11 protein-coding genes and 1 pseudogene are annotated in these 13,320 nt (G+C 40.6%); 3 read left to right on the forward strand and 9 right to left on the reverse strand.

The annotated features are described in order from the left end of the window. Positions 1–95 precede the first annotated feature (95 nt). The 9 genes and pseudogenes from IPH84_00455 to IPH84_00495 all read right to left on the reverse strand — a co-directional run bounded on the left by IPH84_00455 (position 96) and on the right by IPH84_00495 (position 10,314). On the reverse strand, positions 96–2,060 hold the full coding sequence (locus IPH84_00455; GenBank protein ID MBK7171710.1) for a glycosyltransferase: 1,965 nt from the start codon (positions 2,058–2,060) through the stop codon (positions 96–98). Positions 2,061–2,252: 192 nt separating this feature from the next. After that, positions 2,253–3,032, reverse strand: a complete 780-nt coding sequence (locus tag IPH84_00460; protein ID MBK7171711.1) for a class I SAM-dependent methyltransferase — start codon at positions 3,030–3,032, stop codon at positions 2,253–2,255. Between the two features lie 62 nt (positions 3,033–3,094). After that, positions 3,095–3,241: a hypothetical protein gene (locus IPH84_00465; protein MBK7171712.1), complete on the reverse strand. Its 147-nt coding sequence runs from the start codon at positions 3,239–3,241 to the stop codon at positions 3,095–3,097. A 302-nt stretch (positions 3,242–3,543) separates the two neighbouring features. Beyond that, positions 3,544–4,983: an ATP-binding protein gene (locus tag IPH84_00470; protein MBK7171713.1), complete on the reverse strand. Its 1,440-nt coding sequence runs from the start codon at positions 4,981–4,983 to the stop codon at positions 3,544–3,546. Positions 4,984–5,157: 174 nt separating this feature from the next. Next, a pseudogene (locus tag IPH84_00475) lies at positions 5,158–7,586 on the reverse strand (transketolase). Between the two features lie 99 nt (positions 7,587–7,685). After that, the gene (locus IPH84_00480; protein MBK7171714.1) at positions 7,686–8,267 is read right to left on the reverse strand and encodes a rubrerythrin family protein; all 582 of its coding nucleotides are present in this window, start codon (positions 8,265–8,267) and stop codon (positions 7,686–7,688) included. A gap of 312 nt (positions 8,268–8,579) precedes the next feature. Further along, the gene (locus IPH84_00485) at positions 8,580–9,119 is read right to left on the reverse strand and encodes a glutathione peroxidase (GenBank protein ID MBK7171715.1); all 540 of its coding nucleotides are present in this window, start codon (positions 9,117–9,119) and stop codon (positions 8,580–8,582) included. A 71-nt stretch (positions 9,120–9,190) separates the two neighbouring features. Then, positions 9,191–9,526: a thioredoxin family protein gene (locus tag IPH84_00490; GenBank protein MBK7171716.1), complete on the reverse strand. Its 336-nt coding sequence runs from the start codon at positions 9,524–9,526 to the stop codon at positions 9,191–9,193. Further along, a complete protein-coding gene (locus IPH84_00495) occupies positions 9,526–10,314 on the reverse strand; it encodes a TIGR02757 family protein (protein ID MBK7171717.1) in 789 nt (262 codons plus the stop codon). Before IPH84_00495 ends, IPH84_00490 begins: the two co-directional genes overlap by 1 nt. 171 nt (positions 10,315–10,485) lie before the next feature. Here IPH84_00495 and IPH84_00500 point away from each other — a divergent pair, with 171 nt between their 5' ends. From IPH84_00500 to IPH84_00510, 3 genes are all read left to right on the forward strand, one after another. Continuing rightward, positions 10,486–11,121: a hypothetical protein gene (locus IPH84_00500; protein ID MBK7171718.1), complete on the forward strand. Its 636-nt coding sequence runs from the start codon at positions 10,486–10,488 to the stop codon at positions 11,119–11,121. A gap of 107 nt (positions 11,122–11,228) precedes the next feature. Beyond that, positions 11,229–12,152 carry an ABC transporter ATP-binding protein gene (locus IPH84_00505; protein MBK7171719.1) on the forward strand — a complete coding sequence of 308 codons (924 nt, stop codon included), beginning with the start codon at positions 11,229–11,231 and terminating at the stop codon, positions 12,150–12,152. 1 nt (position 12,153) lies between these two features. Next, positions 12,154–13,272 carry an ABC transporter permease gene (locus IPH84_00510; GenBank protein MBK7171720.1) on the forward strand — a complete coding sequence of 373 codons (1,119 nt, stop codon included), beginning with the start codon at positions 12,154–12,156 and terminating at the stop codon, positions 13,270–13,272. Positions 13,273–13,320: the final 48 nt, after the last annotated feature.

Consider the following 13,320-nt stretch of genomic DNA (forward strand, 5'->3'; position numbering starts at 1 on the left):
TTTTATACAAAAACAAAAGTAGTAAAACTCACGTTTAATTTTCAGTAGGCTTACCTTAAACAAATTTCAGCTTAATTTGGTTCAAAAGCAAGTGTTTATTTTCTCCCTAATTCTCTGAACCCTTTGAAAAGGAGTTTGAATTCACCCCAAAGGCGGTAATCACGCGCATAAAGGAAATTCAATCTTCCAATGGTAACATCATCAAGTTGAATGTTTTTGAGTGCATCAGCAGGATTAAGAATTCCTTCCCGGATTCCTGGTAACTTATGATCATGACTTCCTATGGGATGGTAGCCAGTCCAGGAGCGAAAACCAGCAAAAACGCGTAGAATATTCCTGATTAAACCACCTGGATTTTTTACAATAAATGCAGTAATTGGATAGGTAATAAGAAGGGCCAGACTGGTAAATATGTCGAAAACCCTTTTATTTCTTCGATTGCTTACTTTGTTAATTGAGTTAATATCAATAACATAAAGGTCGCCGGCAGTATTGATGGAGTTACTGCCAATGATCGAAAGGCTTTCAGGAGGTGCAATTTTGAAATCGATACTAGTTCCCTGTAATTCAGACATATGATCAATAATATCCTGGGCAGGGACATCCTTTGCACAAAAGATAATTTCATCAATAGAATAGACTTTTATGATTTCCTTGATTTGTGCCAGGTTCCCGATAAAACCGTTCCTCTCAACCGGACCATTTCCTGACTTCACCAGTCCGACGAAACCCGCATTGGAAAGGGCTTTTTTAAGCAGTTCAGCCACCCGGTAGCTTTCTGTTTCTTCGCCTACAATCAGGAACCTTTTACTTTCTCCTGTATCGAACCTGTACTCCGCAATACCAATACTATGCAGAGTGAGCCGTATCGCCGACATTGAAACCATGCCCCATAATGCGCCCAGGAGAGTAAGTGTTCGTGAGAACCGGAATTGCATTGGCAGCAAGGCATATACCACAAGAATGATAATGGTTCCGGTGGCAATTCCTTGCAGGCTTTTCACGATTCTTACCGGACGGTCATATCCACCGGAAAAATAGGCAGCAAGAAGCCAGATTAATACATATGCAGGGAGCACATATTCGTAGAATGCTGATGGATAGTGACCTCCGTCAGGGTAAATGACTGTATGTTCCCAATATCCTGAAATTATAAAAATCCCAGCGAGTATGAAGGTTATGTCGAGAATAGGAAGGAAAGCCTTTTTCAGCACCCTGTGTGCCAGTGAAAGAAAGGCCCTGAAATAGATTGCCATGTTAATCAGGAAGGAGAAAAGCCTGGCATTGTTTTTTGAGAAATGTTTCCGGGCAAAGATGATCATTGCATTGTAGAACACAAATACATAATTCAGACTGCCCTTTTTTGTACTCTCTCCTTTATAATGAATGATCCGGGTTTCAGGGAAATAATAGTTCTTGTATCCTGCCTGGGTAATACGGTATGAGAGATCAATATCTTCACCATACATAAAAAACTGCTCATCCAACAACCCGATCTTGTCAATCACTGTCTTTCTGAGTAACATAAAGGCCCCCGAAAGTACATCTACCTGGTGAATCTTCTCTTTGTCAAGGTAACCAAGGTGGTACCTGCTGAATTTTGGAGAGTGCGGAAAAATCTTTGATAATCCGAATATCTTGTAAAATGCAACATCGGGTTTTGGCAAACCTCTTTTCGATTCAGGCAGGAATCGACCGGTTCCATCCACCATTTTTACCCCTAAGCCACCGGCATCGGGATGTGACTCCATAAAGGAAACGATCTTGGTGAAAGTATCGGTTTCAATAACGGTATCCGGATTGAGCAGCAGGATATATTCACCTTTAGCCAGGGTTATTGCCTGGTTATTCGCCCTGGCAAAGCCTATATTCTCTTCATTGGAAATAAGCTGAACTTCAGGGAACTTCTGCTTAACCATCTTCACCGAGCCATCCACTGATGCATTATCCACAACAAATATCTCAACCTCAAGTCCGGAACATGCTGCCTTAACTGAATGCAGACATTGCTCCAGGAAGTACCTAACGTTGTAATTGACTATAATGACACTGAGTTGCAAAACGGATGAGGGTGGATAAGGGTGGTAAGCTATAGGTTGATTTAGAGCCTGGTAGGCAAAGTTTATGTTTGTGATTTTTTGAATGGGGAATAAACGGAGAAATAAAGTACTGATCAGTTTATTCTTTTATTCAAATACTAAGGGTAAGGCTAATGGCATTTGGTTGTAATGCATGAAGAAATTTGTGTATTCTTACTCCGGGGCATTCATGCTTTTAGAGCAGATTATAATATCCTGGTAATCCAGGAACTCCTTCCTTGGGCACCATCCACCATAATGGATGGAATTCATTACCAGGCCTGATTTTTTCATTTCGTCCTTTACCCATTCTTCCTTGAAAGCAATATTAGCAGTATTTACCCTGGAAGAATGAAGCCGGTAAAACCCTTTATCAATAGGGAAATTCATATGAGTAGGTTGTTGTTTCAGTAAAGCTTCCGATTCGTCATTCAGCAGAAAGAAAGAGGCAAAACAGGTTCCACCGGGCTTCATTACCCTGGATATTTCATTGAAGTAATGACTGACTTCCGATGGCATCATATGGGTAAATACAGAAGTTAGAAATACAAAGTTGAATGATTCATCCGGGTAAGGAAATCTGAAATTATCTGCCGAAGAGCGGGTTTGGGTGTTGTATAACTGATTATAAAGGTCAATATGCAGGAATCGAAAGTTGGGATATTGAATGGAAATATTCTTATTGCACCAATCTATGCCATCCTTTACAATATCAAATCCATCATACGAACCCTGTTCATTAAGATACCGGGTCATAGGATAAGCCATTCTTCCGATTCCGCAGCCAACATCAAGTACATGATGGTCCGGTTTCAAACCACCATAAGTTTTAAAATAGTCAAGGAATTTTTGTCCTTGCCTGACATAGTCCCCATACCCGACAAAAACCTTTCCCCTGGGAGGAACACATTTTGGCCTTTTACCACTTAAAGAATCAAATAAGTCTAAAGGCATGAAAATCAGACGCCTGACCTTCAGCCTAAGTGTTGCGGGTAAGAGATAATATAATTGTCGGATCATGGAGTTTCTGTAGTTTCTTCTTCTTTATTCTGTTTTTTCTTTCCGTATTTGTCAGAAAGAAACTTAATGCCTTTTCCAGTTCCTTCGGGAAAGAAGGTTTCATAGGTCTTGCCTACCAATAACATCAGCCTCGGTCTCTGCATTCGTCAATTACCTGGGATTTGAAACTCCTGATAGCTCAACTTTTGCTCGTTGGTGCTGCAATTCCCTGAAGGGATTACCAGCATCAATGGATTGACAGCAAAATTACAATGATTTTTCTAAAGGACTAATCCCTTTGTAAAAGCTTTATTAACCGGAAAAGAACAATGGAGAGAATAATAAGCAAAGGTTCCCAGGCAAAGCGTGGTTAGTTTTGATTGGATTTTAGCATTGGAAAAACAATCACAATCAGTCTGTATGCGTACCTAGTATTTTTGATAATAATTGCTTGATTAATAAATTATTATAAGTTGCGTTTTTGTTTTTGAAGTATGGTATTTATTCCAACAGAATAGGCATATACTGCTGCAGGAACAAATGATATTTTAATATTTTCAATTTCTTTTGTGCCTTCTTTATCTATTGTTGTTACCAGGGCGGTTTGTAGTTCATTTTCTTTCAAAAATCGGATGAGCGCTTTTAAATCTCCGGGTTTCTCATAGTAATGATTACTCCACTTGATCTCAACAGCCCATTGTGGAGTGAATTTTTTCTCATCAAGCTTAACCATATCAACTTCTCCTTTTGGCCACCTTGCATAATAAGGTGTGAACCATTCTCTATGCAACCATTGTGAGTAAATGGCAGTTTCAACCATGTTTCCAATAAATGGATCCATAGATTGCATGGGAGCGAATAATGCACTCCTCAGGGATGGGTTTGTTAAATAAATCTTAAACTGTGTTGCCCTCTGGAAACGTTTAGGTTTGTTGGATATTTTATGAACAACTTTTATTAAGAATGCAGCTTCTAAGTATTCAATATATCGCTTAATAGTATTCTTTTGTACCCCGGAGTTTTTACTTAATTCTTCCAGACTTACCTCACCAGCACTATTGTAAGCGATGGCAGTAAACAAAGAATTCAATTCCTGTACATCTCTGATTCCATATAGACTAGGCAAGTCACGTAACAATACCTTATCGATGATGTCACTTCTTATGTATCGTCCAGGATTACTTTGAATTTTTTCTGAAAAAATTACTTCAGGGTAACCTCCGAAGTTTATGTAGTCAAGAAAGTACTTATTAAGTTCTGTAATATTATTGGTGCTATAAAACTTAGTTATACTTCCCTGCCAATCAATTTTACTTTCTGTTATGAGTCTGTCAAGCTTTTTAAGATGAAGGAATTCGTTAAAAGTTAATGGTGGAAGCATAAAATCTGTGAATCTTCCGGCTCCACTTTCGATACTTTTTAATTTTAATGCTGCTGCGGCTGATCCTGATACTACGAATCTAGTATTGGGAAAACTGTCAACTAATGATTTTAAGTGAATTTCCCAATCTTTTAAGTACTGAATTTCATCAAAAAAAACGTACCAACCTTTTGGATTTTCTTGTTTAGTTGCTTTCCGGCAATAAGTAAAAAGCTGCTCAAGACTTATATTGTTATAAATGGGAGTTTCAATAGATATTAATACAATTTTTAAGGGATCGAAATCCTTGTCCAACAATCCCTGGATTGTATGATATAACATTACAGTCTTCCCGACTCTTCTGGGACCCATTAAAACTATGGCTCTTCGGATCTCAGTTTCAAGGACTAAGGGCTTAAAAAGATCAAAGTAAAGCCTTCGTTGCATCGAGGTGTAGTATTCTTCAACCTGTCCTGTGATCCACCATGGATTCTCAAATCTAAGCCGATCCAATATTTGCTCTTCGGAATATGGTAATAGTGTCATTTTGATCCAAATTTTAAGTAAATATACAAAATAGAATCAATGAAATGATCTTATTTATCAAAAAATGTTCAAATAGAGTAAATGTTGGTAATCCAACTTACTTATTTTATTTGCGTATACAGGATATTTTAATGATGGAAAGTGCCGTTCGCTATAGCAGTCAAGGTACCTGCTTCAGAATATCTTCGGATACTTCACCTGATCCACATCATGCATGAGGTTATAAATGGCATCGAAAACATCTTCAGCATTCGGATTGGAGAAATAATCACCATCAGTGCCATAGGCTGCCCTGTGTGCCTGGGCTGTAACCGTTATTGGTTCAGCATCCAGGTGATAAAATCCTTTTTGCTCCTCCAGGACTTTTTGCATCATATAGGCTGTAGCACCTCCGGGAACATCCTCATCAAAAAATACAATCTTATTGGTTTTTTTGAGGGATTCTTTGATCATATGATTTATATCAAAGGGTTCCAGCGATTGAACATCAATCAACTCCACTGAAATATGGAAATCCTTCAGCTGTTCAACGGCATCCTGGGCAATTCTAACGCAGGAACCATAGGTAACCAGGGTTACATCAGTCCCTTCGGTAATAATTTCCGGGATACCGATTGGAATGCGGAAAGTACCTATGTTTTCAGGTCTTTTCTCACGCAGTCTGTAACCATTCAGTGGCTCAATAATAAGTGCAGGTTCATCAGAGAGAAGCATAGTATTGTAAAAACCTGCGGCTCTTGTCATATCCCTGGGGACGAGCACATACACCCCACGAATGGAATTGATGACCATACTCAGGGGGAACCGGAATGCCAGATTCCTTCAAGCCTGTGTCCACGGGTTGAAATGATTACAGGGGCCTTTTGTCCGCCACGGGTGCGGTATTGAAGGGTAGCAATATCATCACTGATCAGTTGTAACCCATATAAAAGGTAATCAAAATATTGAATTTCGGCTATGGGACGTAATCCCCTCATGGCTAATCCAATCCCTTGTCCAATAATGGTTGCTTCTCGAATCCCGGTATCAAAGATCCGGTTTTCTGAGTACTTCGCCTGGAGTCCTTCATAGGTCTGATTAACACCCCCGATTTTTCCTACATCTTCTCCGAAAATACAAACCTTTTTATCGTGCTCCAGAATGTAATCCCAATTATCACGCAAAATTTCACGCCCTGGGACCATTTGAGAATTTTCAGAATATTCCGGTTTCAATTCGGTGACTTTGAGGGCGGCATGCGCTGACTCACTGTATAGTAAGGTGTTATAACGTTTCCTGCTGTCGGACATGGCTTCATTTAGCCAGTTCGTTACATTGATTTTCAGAGAGTTATTGGGATTGCTGCAGGAATTGCAGATCAGGCGCAGGATTTTTTTAGCCGAAGACATCACATCTTTCCGGATGGGTTCGGCTACTTGACGGAGATCCTGCTTGATGGCATTTATGTGATTGGTTTTAGCACAATTACATGTGGTAACATCTGCCAGCTTCAGAAACTCGTCACGCATGGAAATCATAGGGGCAGAGTAGTTCTTCCAAGCATTTTTCTTTGCCTCTTTTACCCTTGCATTAGCCTTGTGCTCAAGTGCATCAATCTCTTCCAGGTTGGCTAAACCTGATTCCAGGATCCATTCCCGCATTTTGGAAACACAGTCATATTCCTTCTCCCATTTCAAGCGGTCAGTTGATTTATACCGTTCATGGGAACCGGAGGTGCTATGCCCCTGTGGCTGAGTAAGTTCGTTGATATGGAATAAAACAGGTACATGCTCTTTGCGACAGATTTCTATGCCTTGTTCATACATTTGGCAAAGTGAAGGATAATCCCAACCCTTTGATTTGAAAATCCTGTATCCGGGTGCTTCTTTTGTTTGCTCGAAGCCACCCAGGACTTCAGAGATATTTTGTTTGGTAGTTTGAAGGGCATTGGCTACAGAAATTCCGTACCCATCATCCCATACTGAAATGGCCATCGGTACCTGCATAACACCGGCAGCATTAATGGTCTCCCAGAAATGACCTTCTGAAGTGCTGGCATCTCCTATAGTTCCAAAAGCTACTTCATTTCCATGATCAGAAAAATGGTCAAACTCATCCAGTTCCTTGTTTTTGCGGAACAATTGGGACGCCAGGGCAAGGCCGAGTAACCTGGGCATTTGTCCGGCTGTGGGCGAAATATCTGCAGAAGAATTCTTTTGTTGCATGAGATTCTTCCATTCTCCATGTTCATCAAGGCTGCGGGTAGCAAAATGATTATTCATCAGTCGGCCACTATTCATAGGGTTGAACTCAATATCAGTATCGCCATATATTTGGGCAAAGATCTCTTCCAACTGCATCATACCTGTAGCAAGCATGAAAGTTTGATCCCGATAATATCCTGATCTCCAGTCACCGTTACGGAAAACTTTCGCCATCGCAAGTTGTGCCACCTCTTTACCATCACCAAAAATCCCAAATTTACCTTTGCCGGTAAGTACCTCTCTTCTCCCCAATAAACTGGCCTGCCTGCTTTCAAAAGCAATCCTGTAATCGTTCAGTACTTCCTGTTTATCGAATACGGGGTTGAGTTTTACCGATGTTTTGTTTCCTTTTGGTGTCATATAAAACGAATCTTCATTTGAATGTGAATGGCAACAATGCTTTCGATCTGAATGTAATATAATGTTTAATTAACCTGATTTGTTCAAGGTAACATTTGCTTAGTAGTTTTCTGCTAAAATTTCGAAATAAGCCTGTGGATGTTCACAACCCGGACAATTTTTCAAAGCCCTGTCACTTTCATAGATCAGTCCACACTTCCTGCAAATCCACTTAACTTTTCCCTCTCGTTTGAATACTTTATCCTCCCTGATGTTTTCTGCGAGTTTATTGAACCTGGATGCATAGAATTTTTTAATTTGCCGGAAGAGTTTGAGTTTGGTAGCAGCTTGTTTGAAGCCTTCTTCCCAGGCCGTTTTCTCAAATTCACTATAGAGTTTTTCTTCCTGTTCAGTCTCTGCCGCCGCGGAAGCCACCAGGTTCTCCAGTGTTCCTGCAATGGGTTCAGCTTTGAGATTGATGTTTAACTGCACCTCACAGCCATCAAGGAATCTGAATAAGGTTTTACAATGGGACTTTTTCTGTTCTGCTGTTTCCGCAAAAATTGCTTCCATTTGCTGAAATCCTTCTTTATTAGCTACTTTGGCAAACCAGAGGTATTTCTGATAGGCCTGTGATTCCATCACAAAAGCAGCCATGAGGTTCCTTTCAGTCTGTGTACCTTTTATTTCGTTCGTGCTCATAAGCAAAAGTAAGGTTTTTTATTGGCACATTATTTTAGGTAAGCGGTACAATCTCAGCTATGTTCTTCGCACTAAGCCCGTAAACCATATATTTGGCAAGACCTGTGGTAACATAACTTTAAATTGTGAAGTAAGGCGAAATGAAAACCAGCTTATACCGTTAGGTGATCATGCGTTAATTCCGATCCTAAAAATAGAAATAAAAAAGGGAAGCAACTGCTTCCCTTAAAAACCATTACGTTTTATTAATATCAAATCCTGTAATCAATTGATAGATATATACATATCTATATTATTGAGTTTTTGGTATTTCTATTTGTTATCAAGCCAATCCAGTATTTTTTGGGTTTTAGGATTATCTTTAGGTGGAACCATCCCAATTAGCTTTCCGTTTTCATCAATCATAAACTTCTGAAAATTCCAGGTAACAGGTGCATCCATGACTCCATTCTCCGATTTTTGAGTCAGCCACTTATAAATGGGATCCATATCATCTCCCTTCACCGAAATCTTTTGCATCATTGGGAAGGTAACATTGTATTTCTCTGTACAGAACTGCTTGATTTCCGAGTTAGAACCTGGTTCCTGGCTCAGGAAGTTGTTTGCAGGAAAGCCGATGATTACCAGGCCTTTGGAAGAATATGTTTCGTAAAGGGCTTGTAAGTCCTTATACTGCGGTGTATGACCACAACGGGAAGCTGTATTTACAATCAACACTTTCTTCCCTTTTAGTGAAGAAAAACTGAATTCCTTGCCGTCAATGGTTTTGGTCTTGAGGGCATAAAAGGCGGTATTCTGGGCAAAAGCGCTGAATGACATAACAATAGCGATTATGAGCAATAATTTTTTCATGTTGTTTAATGTTTTGTTTTAATCTATTAAACAAGAATGTTTGAGTATTGTTCAGAAAAGTTTATTCAGAATTATTCCCCGGTATCAAAAATAAGATGGTAATACCTTTCAATCCGCTCTTTCATGCTGTCGACAGAAACATATTTACTTTCCCTGAAAACCTCTTTTCCATCGAAATACACGAGTAGGGTAGGAGCACCGAAAATGCTGTAGCCGGCTGCAAGTTCAGGATGAGCAGCTGCATTGATAAAGATCAGTTTCATTTTTGGGAAAACCTCATTTACAAGGTTTTCCACCTTTGGCCTCAATGCCAGGCAGGGAGGGCAGTTATCATTAAAGAAATAGAGCATAATGGCGGGATTCTCTGCCACTTCATTAGCAATACTGTTGATGTTCATCGGTTCCATCAGGCTGTTTTTTCATGAATACCCATTCCAAAAAGTGCAAAATCATAACGCACCGGGTCCAGTGCATCAAATTGACGGAGTACTGCTGTTAGTTCTTCCACAGCTTTCCAGTCATCCTGTTTCCGGTTCAATAGTCCCAGTCTGCGGGCCACTCTGCCCGAATGGAGGTCAAGAGGACACATCAGTGAAGAGGCAGCTATGGTTTTCCAGATTCCAAAATCTACTCCCTGCTCATCCTTTCGTACCATCCATCGCAGGAACATGTTAATTCGCTTGGCAGCTGAGCCTGACCCGGGGTTTGAAATATGCTTTTCTGACCTCTTAAGGTGGATAGTCGTGAACATTTTTTCCCTGAAAGAAAGTATGGCTTCCTTTACACTGCCATCCTTCCTGTAACCCATGGCAAAAGCTTCTTCCATTCCACTATCATCTCTGTACAGATTCCTCAAAGCTTGCAGTATGAATAAGCAGTCTTCTCCATTAAAGGTGCGATGTACAAAGCTCAAAAACTTTGAAAACTCTTTTTCCCTGGCATCCTTCAGAAAGAGAAAAGGTGCATCGTCCATCAGTTTTATAAGAGCATTCGCATTTCTTATGATCTGAGTCCTGTTTCCCCATGCCAGTGTTGCTGAAAGGAAGCCAGCAATTTCACGGTCTTCCTTACTTGTGAAATGATGCGGGATACTGATGGGATCTTTAACTATAAAATCCTTGCAGTTATATTCCTCAACCCTGGCTTCCAGGTAATTCTTTTTCTCCTCAATGGAAGCAAGGTCTTGAAATCTCATGCTGCAAAATTAATGATTCCTGATCAATCATATGCTGCCTTAAATCATTCAACACCCGGATTTTCACTTTCAACAGCTCAATCCCCACACTCACAATATATGATTATACAGGGCAAAAACTACAATTTACTTTTGCCGCATAAAACAAAAATAATTTTAAACTAATACATTATGAAAACAAAAATCATCATTGCAGCTCTCATGTTCCTGGCTTTTTCATTCCAGGCTTTCAGTCAGGAAACCACAAAGGATTACCTATGGTCGTACCAGGGAAAAAACAAAACGAAAACTCTTGGTTTATACGGTGAAATATCAGGATCCTATACCGAACTATTATCCAAGCCGGCAGCCAATTTTGGAGTAAAAGCCGGACTGGTGTTCAACAAACGACTCACTGTGGGATTGGCAGCTTACGGACTTTCCTATGACAGGAAATTCAATTCACTGGTTTCCGATGGCACCTATCATCTCGAAGCAGGGTATTCAGGCGCATTTGTGGAATATCTGCAACCTATTGGAGATCGCTTTAAAGTAGGTGCCTCCATTTTCTCAGGAACCGGTATCACCATGTATAAATATGATAAGGATTATGCTGAAGCCCGTCCCTGGTACGATGAAGTGATTGACCAGGAAACCTTTGCCGTATTCGAACCCGGTGTTTCAATACTTGGAAGGATTGGAGGACATTGGTGGCTGGGAATCAACGGTTCCTACCGCACTACATCACCTGTTAAGCTGAAGGAAACTTCTGAGAATTTCCTGGAGAATTTCAATGCAGGAGTAGGAATTCGTTATGGAATCTTTTAGTATTTCGGAGGCAGATTGTAAGGTACTATCAAGCTTGCAATCTGCCTTTCATTTATTAAATTTACTTTTTATTTTACCCGGGAATTTTAAATACATTCAGCCCTATCATGTCACAATTATCTATACAGACCAGTGGTTTATCCAAATCCTTCAACGGGAAAAAGGTGGTAGATTCACTTTCCGTTGAAATTAAGAAGGGAGAAGTTTTCGGATTCCTGGGTCCCAATGGAGCCGGTAAAACCACTTCCATAAAAATGATTACTGGATTGCTGAAGGAAGATGAAGGCCAGATATGGATAAACGGCCAAAAACCTGACCTTGCAATTTCCCGTCAGAAAGTGGGGCTCTGCCCCCAGGATATAATCGTCTGGAACCAGCTGACTTGTAAAGAGCAATTATTGTTTATTGCTTCGATGTATGGAGTGAAATCTAGAGTAGCCAGAAACAGAGCAGATGTTTTACTGGAGAGGCTGGGGTTAGCTGCTAAAAGCAAGTCGTTGGCCAGGACTTTATCTGGAGGGATGTTACGCCGGCTAAATCTTCTTATGGCGCTGATGCATGATCCGGAGATTCTGATCCTTGATGAACCGGAAGCAGGCCTCGATCCTCAATCGAGAGTGCTTGTCAGGGATTTCATCCTTTCCCTTTCTAAAACAAAAACAGTAATTTTTACCACCCACAATATGGATGAGGCTGAAAGGGTATGTGACAGGATTGCGATCATCGATTCAGGGCATCTGTTGGTTACCGATAAACCGGAAATCCTTAAGAGAACCCTTGGGAAGGGAGATGTCCTTGAAATCCGCTTTGCCGGAAATTCACCGGATCTTCAGGGATTTAATTTCCTGGAAAATGCTCCGTTGCTGAAGGAGCATATCCTTTACTTCAGGGCTTTCGGAATTATTGAGAAAATGGAAAGAATACTCTCTGAATGTACTCGTCAGCATCTCTCCATACAAGGATTGAACCTGAGGGAAAACTCACTGGAAGATGTATTTATTAGCCTGACCGGCAAAACATTAAGAGATTGATATGAAGATTCTGGCTATCATAAAAAAAGCCCTTATCATGCAGTTGCGCGATTACTGGGCCCTGCTGTTAACCCTGATTTCAGCACCTTTCTTTGTCCTTATCTATTACCTGATAACCAGCGGGGGCTCCACATCATACCATGTAGCCCTGATCTGGAAAGATGCGCCTTCAACCACGATTGAAAGGGAATTGCTGGAATCCCTCAGGAGTCAGGAATACCAGGATGGCAGTGCTGTCCTGCAAATTGAGAACTTTACAGATACTACACTCGCCAAACAGAAGCTCATTGACCGTAAACTGGATGCTATGCTGCTTATTCCGAAGGGTTTTGCTGATAGTGTCGTTGCAGGAGGTATCCCTCAATTCAGAATATATGGAGATGCCTCCAATCCAAGGTACTCGGTAGGTATGATTTTCATGCTTCAGGCTATCGATCAAATGGTTAGCAGGCACAGTGAGCAGCAATATCCCTATATATTTGAAGAAATCTTCCTGGGAAATACTGGTGGCAGGACTGAATTTGAGGTTTATGTCCCGGGAATTCTCGTTTTTTCAATCATCATGTTGTTATTATCTGCATCACTCATTTTTATAAGAGATATTGAGGATAAGACCATGCTAAGGCTGAAAATAAGTCGTATGAATGTTCTTGATTATATAGTTGGTAACACACTGGTTCAGTGGGTAGTAGGAATTATCTCTTTTGCTGTCACCCTGGCATTAGCTGATGCCCTGGGCTTTCGTAATGAAGGTTCCATGTTGCTTGTATTGCTTGTATGTTCTTTAACCATTCTCTCCATTATTGCCATCAGCCTTTTACTTGTAGCATTCTGTAAAACTGTGGGGATGGTCATGATCCTGGGGAATTTCCCCCTCTTTATCCTCATGTTTTTCTCCGGAGCTATGCTACCTTTACCAAGAAATGAAGTGTTCAATGGCTTTGCACTGGTGGATCTTCTGCCACCCAGCCATGCCGTTGCTGCTTTGAATAAGATATTTACTTATAAGGCGGGATTCCAGGAGATCAGGTATGAACTTCTGATGCTAATTTGCCTTACTGCGATATACTTCATTGCCGGTGTAATATTGTTCCGCAGGAAACATATTCAAACGGCTTAGGTAAGATTATTGACCGTCTTGTTATCGCATCAATTACTAACATTACTA

The sequence above is a fragment of the Bacteroidales bacterium genome (genome assembly GCA_016707785.1).
In the GTDB taxonomy this organism is placed as follows: Bacteria; Bacteroidota; Bacteroidia; order Bacteroidales; family UBA4417; genus UBA4417.

What these genes read in the sequence shown, in the direction of transcription:
- IPH84_00470 (MBK7171713.1), bottom strand. Translation starts at nt 4,983, where the DNA reads ATGACACTATTACCATATTCCGAAGAGCAAATATTGGATCGGCTTAGA.
- IPH84_00460 (MBK7171711.1), bottom strand. Translation starts at nt 3,032, where the DNA reads ATGCCTTTAGACTTATTTGATTCTTTAAGTGGTAAAAGGCCAAAATGT.
- IPH84_00480 (MBK7171714.1), bottom strand. Translation starts at nt 8,267, where the DNA reads ATGAGCACGAACGAAATAAAAGGTACACAGACTGAAAGGAACCTCATG.
- IPH84_00485 (MBK7171715.1), bottom strand. Translation starts at nt 9,119, where the DNA reads ATGAAAAAATTATTGCTCATAATCGCTATTGTTATGTCATTCAGCGCT.
- IPH84_00500 (MBK7171718.1), top strand. Translation starts at nt 10,486, where the DNA reads ATGAAAACAAAAATCATCATTGCAGCTCTCATGTTCCTGGCTTTTTCA.
- IPH84_00505 (MBK7171719.1), top strand. Translation starts at nt 11,229, where the DNA reads ATGTCACAATTATCTATACAGACCAGTGGTTTATCCAAATCCTTCAAC.
- IPH84_00510 (MBK7171720.1), top strand. Translation starts at nt 12,154, where the DNA reads ATGAAGATTCTGGCTATCATAAAAAAAGCCCTTATCATGCAGTTGCGC.
- IPH84_00465 (MBK7171712.1), bottom strand. Translation starts at nt 3,241, where the DNA reads ATGCAGAGACCGAGGCTGATGTTATTGGTAGGCAAGACCTATGAAACC.
- IPH84_00490 (MBK7171716.1), bottom strand. Translation starts at nt 9,526, where the DNA reads ATGGAACCGATGAACATCAACAGTATTGCTAATGAAGTGGCAGAGAAT.
- IPH84_00495 (MBK7171717.1), bottom strand. Translation starts at nt 10,314, where the DNA reads ATGAGATTTCAAGACCTTGCTTCCATTGAGGAGAAAAAGAATTACCTG.